A 17,771-nucleotide genomic window follows, 5' to 3' on the forward strand; every position below is an offset into this window, starting at 1 on the left:
AAGTTCAACCATCATCAGTTTTTCCAATTATCTTCCTATTATCGGCACTTTACACTCTGCAGTTTCTACCGTAAGTAACTCCAAAAAGCGTAACAAAGCCTGTGGCATCCATTTCTTTTTATGGTAGACCAACTGTCGGAAAACACGGATATCCGGATGGGAAAACGAGAGTATTACAAGTGTACCATTTTTCACTTCTTCTTGTACGACAATTTTCGGAAGTAACGCAATTCCTAAATCATATGCGACACATTGTTTTATCGCTTCCAGACTGCCAAATTCAAAAGAAGATTCCACGGTGGCTCCTGCTTCACGCAACACCGATTCCATCATCCCTCGGTAACTGCATCCCTTTTCTGTAAAAATCCAGGTTTCCCCGCTAAAATCGTGCGTTTCTACCTTCTCTTTTTTCACAAGCGGGTGTGTAGGCGCAGCCACAACAACTAGTTTTTCCTCACCTAAAACGACATTTGTCAGCTCAGATTGATCGTGGAGCCAGTCGAGCACAAAGGCGAAATCGAACTTCCCTTCCTTTACCCCCTGCCTCAAGTCTTGACAGATGCCCGGTGCAAGCATGATTCGCATACGCGGCTGCTCCAAGCGAAATTTTTGCAAATAGGGTGGTAAATAAAAGGCTGCCAGTGACTCCACTGTTCCGATACTCAACGTTCCCGCCAGATGTGCTTGCTCTGACAGATTCGCTTTTGCTTCATCTAATACAGCTTGCAGCTGTTCGCTGTAGCCGAGAAGCACTTCGCCTGCATGGGTAAGCCTAATTTTTTTGCCCCAACGCTCGAATAGACTGACACCGAACTCCGATTCCAGATTTTGAATTTGGGTCGTTACACTCGACTGCGCGTATCCTAAAATTTCTGCTGCACGAGTAAAACTTTGGAATTTTGCTACTTCACGGAATGTTTGCAAATAACGAGTATCCAGATTTCCCCCTCTTTTCATCGAAAAAACCGATTTGAATTATCTAACATTATAGATAACTCCGATGATTAAGTCTATGCTACACTTCAGTTACCAACGACAAGGTAAGTAAAAAAAGTGAGGGATCTACCTATGGGGAAATCATCGACGCAAGCCCCCAGTCTAGCCAAAACACTGCGACTTCCGCAGATCGTCGCCTTATACATCGGAGCTGTGATCGGTTCCGGCGTACTGCTCATCCCCGGACTCGCAGCGCAGAAGGCTGGTCCTGCTTCCATTTTAGCTTGGCTCGTCATGTCTATTCTCGTCCTGCCCATGGCCATTACGATGGGGCTGTTATCTGCTCGTTATCCGAGCTCAGGTGGAGTCTCTACATTTGTACGGACAGCGTACGGAGATCGATTCGGAAACATGGTAGGCTGGTTCTTTCTCTTGTCTGTCCCGATTGGCGCACCGATTCTAAGTGTTACAGGGGCCAACTACATTGCGATCCTGCTGAACTGGAGTGAGTCGCAAGTTTATGCGGCTGCTGCTCTGCTTCTTCTCGCTGTCCTTATGATGAATGTTATAGGCTTGCATGTAGCTGCACGTGTCCAAACGATTGTTGTCTCGCTGATTATTACGATTTTGATTTTGGCCATTGTCGCAAGCATTCCGCATGCATCAGTCACGCACTTTACCCCTTTTATGCCAAACGGTTGGTTGAGTGTCGTGCAAGCAGCAGGTCTGATGTTCTGGTGCTTCATTGGGTGGGAAGCCGTGACGCATCTCTCAGAGGAATTCGTCGATCCTGCGAAAAACGCGATTCGCGGTGTTTTGTGGAGCGCGGGAATCGTCGCTCTCTTGTATTTTGCCGTGGCCTTTATGACTGTCGCTACGCATAGCTACGGGTTCGGTATCTCCGCTGCCTCACTCAGTGTCATGGTTCAACTCTCCCTGGGTCCGACCGGCGGATGGATCGTAGCCGTAACCGCACTGTTCATTTGTATCGCAACAGCCAACGCTTACATTGGTGCTGCTTCACGTATCGCCTATTCGCTGGCGCAAGAAAAGATCGCTCCTCGCTGGTTTGGCACCCTCCACGCCAAGTACCGGACACCAACCGGCGGACTTCTGTTTCTCTCTCTATGTTTTGTCCTCGTTCTCGGTGTACTCTATTTCGACATGATCGACTTGTCCAGACTCATCGAGCTGCCTAATGCAACCTTTTTTGCGACTTACATCGGCGGGTGTCTGGCTGGTGTACGACTCTTGCGTAATAGTCGCGTAGGCCGAATCGCTTCCTGGACTTCTCTCGTCTGTACAGTAGGACTCTATCCTTTTTTGGGATGGTCCGCCCTCTATCCCCTCGTGATTGCATTCGTCCTTTTTATCTGGCAAAAACGGCATGCCTGACACAAAAAAAGGCTGGGGTCATATCCCAGCCTTCTTTTCTTATTCATCTTTTCCAATCAGTCTAAACGTTTTGCCATCGCTCGAGGAAAGGTAAAACGTGCGATCGACACTTCCACCCAAATCCCCTGCGTAATATTGAACCGTCATTCTGTATTTATTCATTCCGATTTTTGCAAAGTACATCAGCTCATTAAATTGCGGAAACCGGACATAATCATACACTTCATACTGCATAAACGAAAAATGCTCACGTAAAAACGATTCGCTGACAGGTAGATTGTTTTTCTTTACATACGCGGACAAGTCATCAAAGCGACGAATCTTTTGCTTATCCATCACGTCTCCCACAAATGACGAGACGGCTTGTGTCATTGCCTTTTTCTCGCTCTCTGCTACATTGCCAGGGTACAGCTCGTCGATTTTTGTTTCCAAACGATTTAACAGGACGACTGCCTGTGCTCTGTTGATTTTGTCATCAGGACGAAAGCTTCCATCTGGAAAGCCAGCCAAAATCCCCATTTTGTAGGCAGGGTAGACCGTCATCACCTGTGTTTCATTTTCGACTGAAAGATCCGTGAAAAATTTCGCTGTCGTTCCCCGATATTTTTCCCCTTCTGATTGATGCCCGATGGCTGCCAGCAAGGTTCTTGCCGCTTCCAACCGTGTCATGCTATGCGTCGGCTTCCCGGATGGCATGATACCCGCTGAAGCCAAATGGTGATAGGTTTTTTCCGACCAACGTCCCGCAGCAGCCTGCAAGTAGGTCTCTTTGATAAAGCTGTCAGGCTCATGACCTGTAAAGGAAGGAATGACGCGTTCAATTAGGGATAAAAACTGTTCTTGCGTCACTGTTTGTTCTGGCTTAAAGGTCCCGTCGGGAAATCCTTTAATTAATCCTTTTTTGGTAGCGATCCCTATTTCTTTTGCTGCCCAATGTCCATTTGTGTCGATAAATGCAGGTGAATTGGCCACGTATTCTTCCCGTGCGTCGGCCTTTTTCAATCCTGCGGTTGCAATACCCGTCAATAAAACCGACAAGCTAACAACTAGTAGAGTGGCTTTTTTCCCGATTTGTTGTAATGTAATCTGCATCCCGAGTACCACCTTTCCCCAAAAACAATCCATTACTACTAATACGCAGAATTTGTCGGAAAAGTTTCAGCATAATTAGAAGAAAAGTTTTCCATCAGCTTAAACAACAAAAAATAGCCGGGTCCACTTCTAGGACGATCCGACTATTTTGTACTGCATTTTACAGGTAATAAAGTTGATGAGTACCATCATGCGCGAATGGCGCATCTACTAAACGGTCAACCAAGCCAAGACCATACTTATTTGCAAATGGGAAAAACGAATGCTTTCTTTCTTGCAGAGCACCTTCGGGCAACAAAGCGGTCTCAATTCGTTGGACGCGCACATGCTCCACATCATCTTTTTGCTGTAGCGAACGAATCAGACGCTCTTCCAAAAAGGATACTTGCTCTAATAGCAGCTTACTATTTTTCTCAGCCAGACCACGCAATCCGCCATCCAAAGAAACGACCTCTTCTACCAGCGGACGATAGATCGACATGATCAACTCCCTTGCCGATGCGAATTGCTGCTCCAACGGATGCGGTGCCTGGTTTTTGGACCACTCGGTTTTCCAAGCGGTGAAATCAGTCAAGACTTGTTCCATAGAAAGCCCCAAGCTATCCAGCAGTCTCTGTTGAGCACCTTCCACAAGGGTAATGGACATACGAGGCAATACGATCGGCATCTGCATCCCGAACAGCTCGAATACCTCCCGATAAAACGCCCAATAAGCAATCTCGCCAGGACCTCCAATGAAGGCAAGCGTAGGAAACAGATGCTCCTGCATCAACCCGCGAGTAACGACATTTGTGCTAAAACGCTCCGGGGAATCTGCAACCTGCTTGAGCAATTCATCGCGACTGTAAGAGCGTCTCCGATTGATAAAGCGCTCCCCGTGACGTTCTAGCAGCAATCGATCATTGCCCTCATAGACGAACAAATTAGCTTGATGTTCTTCCACTTGCAATTGAAGCGGATAGCCAGCCGTTGAAATCCGATCCGCCGCCCGTAGCATCACCTTTGTCAATTGCTCATTGTTCTCAATGATCTGTGAAAAAATGGGTTGCTGCAGTTCACGAACAAATGGCAACGAGGATTCAACCAGAACTAGACCGTGCTTGCCAAACAGTTTTGCCATCAAGCGGGCAAACCACTCTGCGACTGTAGGCGAATCTGCCGCAGTCTGCATCAGCAACTCACGAATCTTCTTGGTTTCGGAAGTCTCTGTTTGTCCCTGGAAAAACTTTTCCAGGAACTGTGTACACAGTTCAGAGTCCAAGGGTAGCGTACTTGCAGATTGGCGGCCCTTTTTGTTCAGAGGCAGCCGCTCTTTATGCAGGCGCTTTCCATCGTCCGCTCCCCAGTACACATGATCGATCTCATCGATGTCATGGTCTTCCCCAGCAATCCAAAACACCGGAATGACGTTCGCCTGAAGCTCGGCAGACAGCCTTTTCGCTGCCTGGATCAGATGAACAGCTTTGTTGACTGTATAGAGTGGTCCACCCAGAATTCCTGCTTGCTGACCGCCGATGACCACATATGTGTCTGGCTGTTTGAGCAACTCGATATTTTTCAGTGCTTCAGGGTGAGTACCCATCTCTTTATTAAAACGATATAAACCTTCCACGAGCTGGTTCCGGTGAGGATAGGATTGACTTTGAAGCCATTCCACGCGTTCTCGGTAGGACTGTTCTCGGTAGGGATTATGCGCAAAAAACTGTAATGCAGAGGCATTTTGCTGCTGGTACTCCTGTGCCAGCGGATTCGCCAATGGAAGCGCGAGACATTCAACATTCATGCTAGCTCACCTTTCTTAGGGCCATGGTCAATCAAAATTATAACATGCTCCACAGCCACAAAAAACAAGACAACCCACTTTAATGGGTTGTCAAAGTGTAATACAGGCTCGTTCGCGCTTGCATTAAAATTGTGGAGGGGTTACGGACCAAATTAACAAAGCTTCCGTTTCTCCTGTATTTTCGATTGAGTGTGTTTTGCTGCTGTCAAATGAAATACTGTCTCCTGCTTCCAATACATGCTCTTCATCGTTGAAGCGCGCTGTCACACTACCAGTAATGACCGTGAAGCACTCTTCTCCCTCAGACTGTACGAATTTGTCGACAGCCATTTCTCCAGGCATCAGTCGCACTTCCAGCATCCCCAGCTTGGCACTGCCTCCCATCGAGAGCAGCGAATAAGTGCCCGTCGATTCAGGAAAGACTAGTTGTCTGCGTTTTTGCAAGCGAGTCACATGCACCTGCTTCTGATCAATATCCTCGAAAAAATGAATGATGGGTGACTCCAGAGCTTTGGTGATTTTCCACAGCGAATCAAGCGACGGCTGCGAAATTCCACGCTCTACTTGGCTCAGCAAACCTTTGCTTAACCCTGTCTTGCCTGCCATAATTTCCAAGGTAAAGCCGCGTTCTTTCCGAATCATTCGAATCTTGTGACCGATGGTCTCGATGGGAAGTCGCATAGTTCCAACCTTCTTTCTTATCGGAATAAATACGATATGTATCAACAGTGCTTTACACGACACCCATCGTTTTGATAATTCCGGTCGTAAACAGCACTATGTAGACGATTCCAAACCAGAGAAACGACAAACGCCAGGCCGAAAATCCTACCTTTTTGAGGGAGAGCCGCCCCTTCCACTTCATCTGTACCCACCCAAGAAGCACGGTTACCACTAGGTAAAAGCAGAATACCCACCACCAAGCGGACAAAGCCTCGGGCCAGATCAGTTCGTAAGCGGAAACGGCAGAACGAATCACCAAAAGATTCGTGATATTTATCGCGAAGCGGCCTGCCAATTTCTTATTCCGCGTCGTCACATACAAGATGAAATAAACGAGCGGAAACCCGAGAAACGGCACAACCGTCAGCGTACCCCACAAATAGGCCCAGACATTCGCCAAAAAGGTCATCTACTGTCGCCTCCCTCCTTCCGTATTCCCATGTCTGACTTCAGAAGGATAACGCGAAGCAAGGTTTCGTGCAGCGGAGTCGGAATCCCGGCCTTTTGTCCTACTTGGACGAGATAGCCGTTGATAGACTGCACTTCCGTCTGTCTGCGCTTCTTTATATCCTGCAACATGGAGGAAAGATTACGGGAAGTATTTCGGCAAATGGAGACAATTTCCTGCAAGTCTGCATCCTCGATTTTTTGTCCGGCATAGGCAGCCACTGCAGCTGCTTCCACAAATAAAGCACGCATGAGCTGTTGCGTATGTGAATTTTCGAGGAGAGCACCATTTGGGATTTCAAAAAGCGCGGTTAACGGATTGATCAGCGCATTTGCGATGAGCTTGCGCCAAGCGAAGGGCTGTATTGCCTTTTCATAGACAGCCTCCATGCCTGTTGATAGCGCCCACTCAACAAATGTGCGAATCAATGGATCATTGCAATCAGAAGTCTCCCAAGAACCTACGCGCAAAGTACCTGTACCGGTATGCACGACCTCTGTAGGCGACAATCTCCTTGCTCCTTCCGTATTAATTGCAAAGAAACACTGTGTCTCCGTTAAAACGGTTCGAAGCAATTCGTAATGACCCATGCCATTTTGCAAAGCGATCACTCTTGCCTCAAGGTCTACCCCTTGTAAGGCTGGAAGCACGCTGTGCAAATCTGGCTGCTTTACAGTTAACAGATACAGATCCCCTTCAGGCAATCCTTCTTCAATGGGGCTGGCGGTGACAGGAATAGTGACTGTTTCGCCATTCAGCTTTTGAAAGCTGAGCCCACGTTCATTTAGCTGATTCGCCTGGAGTGAACTGCGTGTAACAATCGTAACAGGTTGTCCAGCGAGTGCGAGCCTTGCTGCATACAGCAGCCCGACAGACCCTCCACCTATGACTACCACCTGACACGTCCTTGGTTTTAGCAGCATTTGTTCACCCACATTAATCAATGCTTATTTTTCAAGAATAACAGAGTTTTCGGGATTGTTCAATTGATTGACACAAAAAAAGATCGAAATTATCGAAATATTCCTAGGTTGTCACACATTTTCTGTAAAAAAAATCAGGCCATCGCCTTTTGACGACAGCCTGAACCCTGAATTATACGGGATAAACTGCATGCTTTCTGTCCGAAAAAACGTGACGCTTTTCCTTGTAAACCTCGTAGCGCTGGATTAATTCTCGTCTCAGGTCGCTTGGAGGTACAACAGCATCTACAATCAAGTTGGATGCCAGTAAGTACAGATCGATGTCCTCCTGATACTCTCTGCGTTTTTCCTGAATAAACGCTTGACGCTCTGCCGGGTCCTCAATCGCCTGAATTTTGTTACTGTAGACGGCATTGACCGCTGCTTCTGGACCCATTACGGCGATTTGGGCACCAGGGAGTGCGAGGCAAGCATCTGGCTCAAATGCAGAGCTGGCCATTGCATACAAGCCAGCACCATACGCTTTGCGTACAATGACGGAGATTTTCGGTACGGTGGCTTCCGCCATGGCGGAGATCATTTTGGCCCCGTGTCTGATAATGCCTGCCCGCTCTACTGCTGTCCCGATCATAAAGCCAGGAACATCCGCCAAGAACAGGAGTGGGATCGAAAACGCATCGCACAACGTGATGAATCGAGCCGCCTTGTCAGCCGAATCTACAAACAAGACTCCTCCCTTCACACGCGGCTGGTTGGCAATGATACCGACAGGCTTTCCATCCAAACGTGCCAATCCGGTAATCAGCTCTTGGGCAAATAATTTTTTGATTTCAAAGAACGAATCCTCGTCGACCAATGCTGTAATGACATCATGCATATTGAAAGCTGCATTTTGGTTCTCCGGCACGATGCTCGTGATTTCCTTCGCTGTAGACACAGGGGCCTTCGCCAGTACAGTCGGTGGCGTCAACGTATAGTTCGCCGGGAAGAAACGGAGATAGCTGCGCGCTGCTTGAATCGCTTCTTCTTCATTGGCAGCCAGTACGTCGCCGCATCCGCTGACGGAGCAATGCATCCGTGCGCCGCCCAACTCTTCCAAGCTCACTTTTTCTCCAATCACCATTTCCGCCATACGCGGAGAGCCCAAGTACATGCTCGCGTTTTTGTCGACCATAATAACTATGTCACAAAAAGCTGGGATATAAGCGCCACCAGCAGCAGAAGGTCCAAACAAAATGCACACTTGTGGAATTTTGCCGGAAAGCTTCACTTGGTTGTAAAAAATTCGCCCAGCACCCCGTCGGCCTGGGAACATCTCCAATTGGTCAGTGATACGCGCTCCTGCTGAGTCCACTAGATAGAGAAGAGGAACACGCATTTTTTCAGCGGTCTCTTGAATGCGAATAATTTTTTCGACGGTCCGCGATCCCCAAGACCCGGCTTTCACTGTCGAATCATTAGCCATCACGCAGACAGTTTGACCATTTACCTTGCCGATTGCGGTCACAACTCCATCCGCCGGCAGATCGCCTGCCATGACATTCGCGAACAGCCCATCCTCGACCATGAACTCGTCATCGAACAATAGCTTGAGACGATCACGGACGAACAGCTTGTTTTGCTCCTTGAGCTTGTCATGATACTTGGCATCGCCCCCTTGCACTACTTGGGCGATTTTTTCGTGCAATGTGTCTTCCAAATGTTTGGTCATCAGCGTAATCCCCCTCGTCACTCTCCGCGGTATATCGGTTTTCGTTTTTCTTGAAAGGCTGCGAGTCCTTCTAGGCGGTCTTTCGTCGGGACGAGCAGCTTATACGCATTGCTCTCAATCTGAAGTCCGCTAGCTAGCTCGACTTCCACTCCACAATCGATAGCAAACTTGGCTTGGGCTAGGGCAAGTGGAGCATTCGCTGAAATTTGCTCAGCCACAGCAATCGCTGTCGCCATAAGTTGATCAGCGGGAACAATCCGATTGATCAAACCAATGGACAGTGCCTCCTCCGGATATACTCGCCTTGCCGTAAAAATCAGTTCCTTGGCGACGCCTTTTCCGACCAGCCGAGGCAAACGCTGTGTTCCGCCAGCACCCGGGATGATCCCGAGCGATGTCTCCGTTAAACCCATCTGGGCATGCTCACTCATGATCCGCAGATCGCACGCCAACGCCAATTCTGTACCGCCCCCCAGCGCCAGCCCGTTAATCGCCGCGATGACTGGCTTCGGTAGCTTTTCCAGCTCTGTGAAGGTATCTCGAATCGTTTGGATATAGACATCGACCTGTTGTGGTGACATGGAGCGCCGCTCTCTTAAATCCGCACCAGAGCAAAACGCCTTGTCGCCAGCACCTGTCACAATGACCGTTCGGATGTCACGATCATGGCTGATTTCACTGATCAAGCCGCGCAATGTCACGAGCGTTTCAAGATTGAGGCAGTTAAAAACTTCTGGCCGTTGCAGCGTTAGTACGCCGATTGCGCCCTCTCTTTGCAGGGAAACCGTCATATTCTATCCCCTCTTTGCGAATGTGTAGAACATACAGATCATCCAGCTGGTTTGCTTGCGAGCGATGCCCGCAGCACTTTTGAGGGGAGCTCTTTGTCCAATTGCTGCCCAATATACGCACCAGCCTCAATCAACTTCTCGAGATCGACGCCCGTTTCATAGTCCATTCCATGCAGCATGTATACCAAATCTTCAGTCGAAATGTTGCCGGCAGCTCCTGGGGCATACGGGCATCCGCCGAGGCCGCCGATTGAGCTGTCAAAGATCCGGATTCCTTCCGCTAACGCTGCTGCTACGTTCGCCAATCCAGTTCCTCTCGTATCGTGGAAATGGGCGGCTAAGCGCTCGTTCGTAACATCTTTCACAAGTTCTCCAAAAACCTCATGAACCTGCTTCGGTGTTGCAACCCCTATCGTATCCCCAAGAGAAATCTCGTACACTCCCATTTCCAAGAGAGCCTGTGTCACCCTGCGGCTATTGTCCAGCGGAACATTTCCCTCGTACGGGCAACCGAACACCGTTGAGATATATCCGCGAACTTTCATCCCGAGAGCCAGCGCTTCCTGGGCAACCTCCCGCAGGATCGGAAACGTGTCTTCTATCCGTTTATTGATGTTTTTTTGATTATGCGTTTCAGAGGCAGACATGAACAGGGCAATCTCTGTCAGTCCACATTGGCGCGCCCGCTCCAGACCGCGAATATTTGGAACCAATGCACTAAGCGTTACCTCTTGGCTGCGATTGATTCCCTGCAAGACCTCATCTGCATCCGCCAATTGCGGTATCCATTTTGGATTCACAAACGAACTTGCTTCGATCCGCTTCAAGCCTGCTTCCATCAGCTTATGAATCAGCGTGATTTTGGCTGCCGCCGGAACGATCGCGCTCTCATTTTGCAGCCCGTCACGAGGGCCGACCTCCACGATTTGCACACGCACTATAAGCCCACCTCCTCGCCTAGCGGTCGCTCAGTTTAGAAGCATTCTAATCCTATTCCAAAACGACAATGATATCGCCATCGTTGACAAAATCGCCAATGTTCGCTTTTACTTCCACAACCTTGCCTGAGGCTTGAGCCTGTACAGGAACTTCCATTTTCATCGATTCCAATACAAGGACGTCTTGTCCTTCATTGATCTCGTCACCTGGCTGAACCAGGACATTAATAACAGTTCCTGCCATATTGGCTGCTACTTGTTTCATGGATAGTCCTCTCCCTTACCTATCATTTTTATTAGCTTAGCGTTTTTCCTTGCTTGACGCCGCTCCACGCTCAGTAACAAACCATGTCGTATAGTTACCTGCTCGGAATTGGTCGTCCTGTAATACTTCTTGCAAAAACGGAATGTTCGTTTTAATGCCAGTAATCAGAAAATGATCCATAGCCTTCTGCGCCTGTTGCACAGCCTCTTGTCTTGTCGCCCCAGATACAATGACCTTTGCAATCATCGGGTCGTAAAAAGGAGTCACCTGTGTACCTGTCTCTACCCCATCATCAATTCGTACATGTTCAAATGCAGGTGGCTGGTATAACGTAATCGTCCCTGGCGATGGAAGGAAGGTGACAGGGTCTTCCGCATAGACACGTAGCTCAATCGCGTGCCGCAGAGCCTTGACGTCCTCTTGCTCGATCGACAACGGGTGACCATCGGCAATGTCCAGTTGGAGCGATACGAGGTCAATACCCGTCATTTCTTCCGTCACGGGATGCTCCACTTGCAAGCGTGTATTCATTTCCAAGAAGTAAAAGTTTTTCTGTTCATCTACGATAAATTCAACTGTTCCAACACCCGAATAGCCCACTGCTTTCGCCGCTGTAACCGCTGCATCGCACAGAAGCTCTCTCGTTGCTATGTCCAAAAAGGGCGACGGGCTTTCTTCGAGTACCTTTTGATGTCTGCGCTGTATGGAGCATTCCCGTTCTAATAAGTGGATGACGTTTCCATGCTGATCGGCAACGACCTGCACTTCGATGTGGCGCGGGCGTTCCACGTACTTCTCCATGTACATCGCATCGTTACCAAAATACGCTTTTGCACGACCTTTCGCCGATTGGTAAGCTTGACGCAGCTCAGCCTCGTCTCGACAAATGTGCATCCCGATTCCTCCGCCACCAGCACTGGCCTTTAGCATCACAGGATATCCGATGGACATCGCGATGACAGCTGCTTCATCTGGTGAATCGATAGCCTGTTCGCACCCTGGAACGACTGGTACTCCCGCAGTCTCCATCATATGACGTGCAGTCAGCTTGTCACCCATTTGACCGATGACCTCCGGGGTTGGACCAATGAAAAGAAGACCTTCCTCCAGAACACGGCGGGCAAAAGCTTGGTTTTCTGACAAAAGACCGTATCCCGGATGAATGGCATCGGCACCGGTGCTTTTCGCTGCTCCAAGAATGGCTTCTACGTTCAGGTAGCTGTGTGGCACAGGCGGTGGACCAATATGGACTGACTCATCTGCTTCACGAACAAACGGCAGATCCTTGTCTGCATCCGAATAGACAGCAACCGTAGCCACTCCTCTTGCCTTGCATGTACGGATAATTCGTCTGGCAATCTCACCACGGTTTGCGATTAATACCTTACGCATGGCAACGCTCCCCTCTTTGACAAACCGACTACAACCGTAAGCGCTTCCAAATTGTTTGCCTGGTTTGTATCATGTGATGCTATTTCTATTTTGCCACGAGAATGATCATAGTTCTAGGATGAAATTTTAAATTTTTCCAAGGAAGCGAAATCATTTCCTGACAATCCCTCCAATAATAAAAGAAAAACACTTCGGAAAAGCCCATCATCGTGTATAATAAAGGGGCGGGGCCAAAAGGTGGCCAAGGCAAAGAGCTGTGAGAGGAGTGGCTAACCATGTTTGAAGTAAGACGTTTGCAAATCAACTATAAGACACTGGAGGAATTCCAGAAGTTTCGCGAATTTGGCCTGGAGGAGCTTTCTATGAAGGAAGACCTGGAGGCGAACATCGTGGAAAACGATTCGGAATCTCCATTTTACGGTATTTATGACAACGATCTTATGGTAGCACGTATGAGCCTCTACAAAATTGACGGGAAATACGACCGTTACTTCCAACCTGCGCAAGACTATTATGAGCTGTGGAAGCTCGAAGTCCTGCCTGACTACCGTCACAAAGACTACGGAACTGCTTTGGTCAACCACGCGAAGAGCTTTGGAGCTCCTATTAAAACCAACTCACGCTGTCGCGCAGACGATTTTTGGTTGAAAATGGGCTTCACGCCTGTGAAATACAACCTCATGCGTGATCGTGGTGAAAACCCGTACGTATGGTTGCCAGAGAGCGTAGAGCTGCAAGACTAGCTCTTCCTTTCCCAACATGAATGAAAAATGAATGCGTAAACAAAAAGAAGCGGATCAATGCCCGCTTCTTTTTTCATCCCTAATTTCTACGCTTATTTTTCTACGCGCTCCAAATTTCCGTTTTCATCCATTTTGAAGATCGCTTTGTTGGAATCCTCTTCCTGTAAAAAAGCAAGCTTGCGTGCACGTTCCATGATCTGTACCAACGCACGGTAGTCATCATTGACCCCCTGAACCTGATCCAGTTCTTTTCTAGCGCGTTCGTGGGCTTCTTTCAATTCTTTTAACTCCAACTCTTTTCCTTCCAACTCTTGTTCCAATTGTCGCAAACGACGAGTCATTTCTTTTTGATTGACGAGCATGCGAATGACTGCTTCAATCTGCTGCTCCTCTACATCCGCGTACTTTTGTACCTCTGTTACTGGTGTTTCAGATCGTTTTGTGTGCAACGCGACGACCTCGACCTCAGCCACCACAGGGGGCGGTACTTGAATCCTCCCGAGCTTTTTCAGCTGCTGTCTTTGGCTTTTCGCAATCGAAATAGCCGCATCGTACCGTTTGCGCACGCAACTGTTCCAGCGGAAGCCGCACGCAGCTGCTGTCCTTCCTAACCTTTGACCCACTTCTTCAAATGCAGCAAGCTGTGTGCCGCCTTCGCGTATGTGGCGCAAGGTGACTTCCGCCAGCACTAGATCGTCATCTTCGGTCCATGCGTCTTGTCTGGAAGCTACCATATGAGTCCCTCCCGTTACCTTTAAAAAGGATGATGTAATTCATCCTATGCTTTTCCCTACTCTTGTAGAATCGCTTTCTACTAGAAAAAGTATGTCCAAGCAAATAAATGTTTAAACGAAATGGACTACATCGATCAGGACGTTGGGCGCTTAGTCAGGAAGCTTTCCACTACGGCGACGTGTTCAGGGCTACCCCAAAGATGCGCACATTGACTCACTTCGCGCCGGATTCGTTCTTCTTGCGGAATGCCCATACGCTTCCACTGCAAAATCTTCATGTACGCCTCAATGCCGGCTAGCGGCTGGGCAGCGATTTTTCGAGCGAAACGATATACTTCCTCATGTAGCTTCTCTTCCGTGTATACCTCGTCAACAAAACCGTAGGACTTAGCTTCCTCTGCACGCAATCTGTCACCAGTCAACAGGAGAGCGAGTGCTTTTGACTCTGGCAACAAGTCCAACAGCCGACTTCCTCCACCCCAGCCTGTCGTAATATGCATGCTGATTTGTACAAACCCGAAGGTCGCCCGGTCACTGGCAAAACGAAAATGACACGCGCCCGCAAACTCACAGCCACCTCCGACCGCTGCACCGTTAATCATGGCAATCACCGGTTTGGAATTCTGATCAATGGCGGACAAAAGCCCCGTCACTTTACTGAGCAAAGGATGCGCCTGTTCATAGCCGCGCGCTGCAATAAACTGATTCAAATCGCCTCCGGAAACAAAGCTTCTGCCTGTCCCCGTCACAATCAGAACCTTTACCTCTGGATCGGCTTGGCAGTCTCGCAAGACCTGATGCAGTTCATCAACCAGCTCCACGCTAATGGCATTATGTACATGCGGTCGATTTAATGTGATTGTGGCGATACCGTCCTGTTTTTGCAAAAGCAAGGTCTCCATAAGAACTCCCACCTTTTTATCAGCTTGTGGCTTTATTTTACCTTTCGATGGACAAACAAAAAAGAGGAGGTCTTTACCCCCTCTTTATTAGGACAACAGATTTTTCATGGCGGAAGAATTGAATCCGACGATCAGGTTTTCACCGTCAGTCAGGATCGGACGCTTCAAAAGCTGAGGCTCTTCACTAAGCATTTCGAGCAATTCCTTCACTGACATATCATTAATATCGACATCCAGGTTTTTAAAACGCTGACTTCTCGTCGACAAGATTTCATCCAAGCCATTTGAAGTCATTTTAATAATATCAAGCAGTTCTTCTGCTGTCGGTGGATTTTTGAACAAGTGACGCTCTTCGTAATTCACTCCGTTTTCTGCCAGCCATGCCTTCGCTTTGCGACAGGATGTGCAGCTAGGATAAGTGAAAAACGTTAATTTTTGTGTTTGTGTACGTTCAGCAACGGCCATTGGTTACCCCTCCATCTCATCTATCACGTATGATTTCATCTATAAAAGTCTTACGATTTGCTGTTCGTGATGTTTGGTTCAAGCTCTTACAAAAAGTTAGCCAATAAAATTTCCTTCCTTACTTTGGATTTTAATGCTTGATTAACACTATGTCAATAGTAGTTAATCTAAAAACTAGACGAAAATTTATGCGAAATGCTGTTGTAGCACACTGCTACCTTAACAAGTAACACAAAATGGGATACACTTATGGAGATTGTTTTGAGAAAGGGGTATCGGCATGGACCACGATGCGCAAAAGTTAACCAGTGCTTTAGCTGACCCCACCCGTTTTTCCATTTACCAATTTGTCGCCTACAGTAAAGATTCCATCACGGTTCAGGATATAGCTGATCACTTCTCTATCCACCCTAATGTGGCACGCTTGCACTTGACGAAGTTGGAGGACGTGAATTTACTCACTGCTGTTACAGACAAAAGTGGTAAGGGAGGACGTCCCAGTCGGTTGTACTCACTGTCTGAACAGGTTGTGAGTCTGCAATTCCCTCCTCGTGACTATCAGCTGTTAGCCGATATCGCGATTGAAAGCCTGCTCTCGCTCGGCGAAGCTGGCGAAGCCGCTCTAATTAAAATGGGACATCGCATTGGAACTGAGATGGCAAAACGGGCGGTTGTCCAAAGCGGAATCAATTTAGAAATCGCCTCTATGGAAGAAAAATTGGACCTGATCCATCGGATTGTCGTGGCTCAGGGATTGAAACCAGACATCGAAGCAATGGATGAAGGAAAGCTACGTTTTCGCGTAAATAATTGCACCTTCTCTGACAGCGCAAAAAAATACCCGAATGCCGTATGCCAGATGCACAACGCTCTGTTGATGGGAATATTCGAAACGTACTTGGGGAACATTGAATTACGTGAGGATGATTCCAAAATTCGCGGATGCCAATCCTGCAACTATACGCTGATTCAGTATTAGCACCGCAAGTCCAGTCTTTCCTCCCCGGGTGACAACAATCCGTCATACCTTTATCGTTTACACGTGTTCACCTGTCCTATATAATGGGGGAGGAATCTTGTAAATCTTACCGATCGAGGCAAAAAGGGGGGACAAAAATGGATCGTATGTATCGCGTTCTTGGTTTCTGGACCATCGTGATCGCGTTGATGGCGTTTTGGGCAGAGTTGTACCCGATGGCGCTCATCTTCTTCAGTTTGACTGCATTCTTCGTAGCGTTGAGCTACATGAATCTGACTGAACGAGTATACCTAAACATTTTCTTCGGCTTCATGTTCCTGTCTTTTGTTGGATTCACGTATTACACGTTCTTCGTGATGCCTGTAGGACCACAAGAACACGCTTTTCTACAATTGATCATGTAAGAAAAAAGATGCTCGCCATGAGCATCTTTTTTTATGTTTTCCTCTTCTTTTACTCCCAGGTGCCTTTCTCTTGGACCATGACCCAAAAACGCCCACCTAAGCCAGCAGGATCAATCAACTGCTGGATCGCCCGATTCCGTTTCATCGCAACGCTTGTGAAAGGGTCTGTATCCATATGCGCGACCGCTTTATGAAGCAAGCCATTCTGCATCAAAAACCGATCCTGTCTCATATAGTCTATTTCCCGTAAACCAGCCTTTTCTCCATACTCTTGCCACGCAGAAAAATTCACATGTGTCGTCAAGTCTTGTTCGCCTATGTTGATATACGGATTCGCATGAGCCTGATGACGATGGTAGCACATCAATGTTCCGTTTTTTCGACTAGGATGGTAAAGCTCTTCTTGCAGATCACCGTAATCAATCGTGATGACGAACCCTTTTTTCAATAGGCTGGAAACTTCTTGTGCGGCTTGCTCCATCGCCATATTTATCTCGATCCGCATGCCGATTGGCAGCTTCAAGTTTAGCTCGCGCAAATATTCCTCAAGCGCTGGTGTCATATCCCCCAGACACTCTTCCAATCCATCCTCGCCAACACGCACCCATACTTCCTGCCAGCCGGATCTGGTTTTCTCCACAATATGTACTGGAAATGCGTCCAGCCATTCATTCGAGAAAATAACCCCTTCTATTTTTTCATGCTTGGCAGCTTCATTCACAGAAGAATACCAGCGCTTTGGACCCTCGTGCCACTGGAGCGCCTCCTGCTGCATTTTTCGGTGATAAGGACTCGCCTCTATCAAAATGATCGTCAGCTCTTTGTATACCTCTGGCTTGCTCTCACGGATGTGCTCCAGCATGTGTCGGCAAACAGCCCCGGTGCCACCACCGATCTCAACGAGCACAGGCGAAGTAATATCCGACTTCTCCCACAATGCCAAGATTGCATCTGCGATTGTTTCCGCAAAGACAGGATGCACCGATGCACTCGTATAAAAATCTCCCGCTTTGCCTACTTTGGGTTGTTCGACCATATAATATCCATACGTGTCATGATAGAGGGCCAACTCCATAAAGCGCGCGAACGTAATCGCTTTCCCTGGTTGGCTTGCTATTTCCTCGCGAATCAGTTCGATCATCGTCAT

At 48.1% G+C, this 17,771-nt stretch carries 19 protein-coding genes; 4 read left to right on the forward strand and 15 right to left on the reverse strand.

Translation table 11 applies throughout. The annotated features are described in order from the left end of the window. Positions 1–27: 27 nt before the first annotated feature. A complete protein-coding gene (locus HPY28_RS06790) occupies positions 28–957 on the reverse strand; it encodes a LysR family transcriptional regulator (protein ID WP_174230276.1) in 930 nt (309 codons plus the stop codon). Between the two features lie 111 nt (positions 958–1,068). Here HPY28_RS06790 and HPY28_RS06795 point away from each other — a divergent pair, with 111 nt between their 5' ends. Next, a complete protein-coding gene (locus tag HPY28_RS06795) occupies positions 1,069–2,331 on the forward strand; it encodes an APC family permease (RefSeq protein WP_173622195.1) in 1,263 nt (420 codons plus the stop codon). A gap of 39 nt (positions 2,332–2,370) precedes the next feature. Here the strand turns inward: HPY28_RS06795 and HPY28_RS06800 are convergent, their stop codons facing one another. The 10 genes from HPY28_RS06800 to HPY28_RS06845 form a co-directional block, all read right to left on the reverse strand. Then, a complete protein-coding gene (locus tag HPY28_RS06800) occupies positions 2,371–3,423 on the reverse strand; it encodes an S-layer homology domain-containing protein (protein WP_017249571.1) in 1,053 nt (350 codons plus the stop codon). Between the two features lie 160 nt (positions 3,424–3,583). After that, the gene (bshC, locus tag HPY28_RS06805) at positions 3,584–5,206 is read right to left on the reverse strand and encodes a bacillithiol biosynthesis cysteine-adding enzyme BshC (RefSeq protein WP_174230277.1); all 1,623 of its coding nucleotides are present in this window, start codon (positions 5,204–5,206) and stop codon (positions 3,584–3,586) included. Positions 5,207–5,329: 123 nt separating this feature from the next. Then, complete coding sequence (locus HPY28_RS06810) at positions 5,330–5,887, reverse strand: helix-turn-helix domain-containing protein (protein ID WP_007717657.1); 558 nt, start codon at positions 5,885–5,887, stop codon at positions 5,330–5,332. A gap of 52 nt (positions 5,888–5,939) precedes the next feature. Further along, on the reverse strand, positions 5,940–6,338 hold the full coding sequence (locus HPY28_RS06815; RefSeq protein ID WP_017249573.1) for a DUF3397 domain-containing protein: 399 nt from the start codon (positions 6,336–6,338) through the stop codon (positions 5,940–5,942). Continuing rightward, the gene (locus HPY28_RS06820; protein WP_017249574.1) at positions 6,335–7,300 is read right to left on the reverse strand and encodes a ketopantoate reductase family protein; all 966 of its coding nucleotides are present in this window, start codon (positions 7,298–7,300) and stop codon (positions 6,335–6,337) included. Before HPY28_RS06820 ends, HPY28_RS06815 begins: the two co-directional genes overlap by 4 nt. Before the next feature lie 172 nt (positions 7,301–7,472). Next, positions 7,473–9,011, reverse strand: a complete 1,539-nt coding sequence (locus HPY28_RS06825) for an acyl-CoA carboxylase subunit beta (protein ID WP_017249575.1) — start codon at positions 9,009–9,011, stop codon at positions 7,473–7,475. Positions 9,012–9,028: 17 nt separating this feature from the next. Continuing rightward, entirely contained in the window at positions 9,029–9,802 is a 774-nt protein-coding gene (locus HPY28_RS06830; protein WP_017249576.1) for an enoyl-CoA hydratase-related protein, read from the reverse strand. A gap of 38 nt (positions 9,803–9,840) precedes the next feature. Then, positions 9,841–10,740 (reverse strand): hydroxymethylglutaryl-CoA lyase, encoded by a 900-nt coding sequence (locus tag HPY28_RS06835; RefSeq protein WP_174230278.1) that lies wholly within the window; start codon positions 10,738–10,740, stop codon positions 9,841–9,843. A gap of 52 nt (positions 10,741–10,792) precedes the next feature. After that, positions 10,793–11,005, reverse strand: coding sequence for a biotin/lipoyl-containing protein (locus HPY28_RS06840; RefSeq protein ID WP_015892116.1), 213 nt, complete (start codon positions 11,003–11,005; stop codon positions 10,793–10,795). A 36-nt stretch (positions 11,006–11,041) separates the two neighbouring features. After that, positions 11,042–12,397 carry an acetyl-CoA carboxylase biotin carboxylase subunit gene (locus tag HPY28_RS06845; protein ID WP_174230279.1) on the reverse strand — a complete coding sequence of 452 codons (1,356 nt, stop codon included), beginning with the start codon at positions 12,395–12,397 and terminating at the stop codon, positions 11,042–11,044. 275 nt (positions 12,398–12,672) lie between these two features. Here HPY28_RS06845 and HPY28_RS06850 point away from each other — a divergent pair, with 275 nt between their 5' ends. Continuing rightward, positions 12,673–13,140, forward strand: coding sequence for an N-acetyltransferase (locus tag HPY28_RS06850; protein ID WP_007723302.1), 468 nt, complete (start codon positions 12,673–12,675; stop codon positions 13,138–13,140). A 92-nt stretch (positions 13,141–13,232) separates the two neighbouring features. Here HPY28_RS06850 and HPY28_RS06855 read toward each other — a convergent pair whose 3' ends face one another. From HPY28_RS06855 to HPY28_RS06865, 3 genes are all read right to left on the reverse strand, one after another. Continuing rightward, positions 13,233–13,874 (reverse strand): RsfA family transcriptional regulator, encoded by a 642-nt coding sequence (locus HPY28_RS06855; RefSeq protein ID WP_173622201.1) that lies wholly within the window; start codon positions 13,872–13,874, stop codon positions 13,233–13,235. A 134-nt stretch (positions 13,875–14,008) separates the two neighbouring features. Then, on the reverse strand, positions 14,009–14,776 hold the full coding sequence (locus HPY28_RS06860) for an enoyl-CoA hydratase/isomerase family protein (protein WP_017249580.1): 768 nt from the start codon (positions 14,774–14,776) through the stop codon (positions 14,009–14,011). A gap of 87 nt (positions 14,777–14,863) precedes the next feature. Continuing rightward, positions 14,864–15,241: a Spx/MgsR family RNA polymerase-binding regulatory protein gene (locus HPY28_RS06865; protein ID WP_016740704.1), complete on the reverse strand. Its 378-nt coding sequence runs from the start codon at positions 15,239–15,241 to the stop codon at positions 14,864–14,866. Between the two features lie 280 nt (positions 15,242–15,521). Between HPY28_RS06865 and HPY28_RS06870 the strand changes: the two genes are divergently transcribed. Together HPY28_RS06870 and HPY28_RS06875 are read left to right on the forward strand one after the other, a co-directional pair. Then, the gene (locus HPY28_RS06870) at positions 15,522–16,220 is read left to right on the forward strand and encodes a helix-turn-helix transcriptional regulator (RefSeq protein ID WP_173622203.1); all 699 of its coding nucleotides are present in this window, start codon (positions 15,522–15,524) and stop codon (positions 16,218–16,220) included. Positions 16,221–16,357: 137 nt separating this feature from the next. After that, positions 16,358–16,624: a DUF2626 domain-containing protein gene (locus tag HPY28_RS06875; protein WP_017249582.1), complete on the forward strand. Its 267-nt coding sequence runs from the start codon at positions 16,358–16,360 to the stop codon at positions 16,622–16,624. A 49-nt stretch (positions 16,625–16,673) separates the two neighbouring features. On the opposite strand, the gene HPY28_RS06880 is transcribed toward HPY28_RS06875, so the two are convergent. Beyond that, the gene (locus HPY28_RS06880) at positions 16,674–17,771 is read right to left on the reverse strand and encodes a class I SAM-dependent methyltransferase (protein ID WP_174230280.1); all 1,098 of its coding nucleotides are present in this window, start codon (positions 17,769–17,771) and stop codon (positions 16,674–16,676) included.

The organism is Brevibacillus sp. HB1.2 (genome assembly GCF_013332495.1).
Classification (GTDB): Bacteria; Bacillota; Bacilli; order Brevibacillales; family Brevibacillaceae; genus Brevibacillus; species Brevibacillus porteri.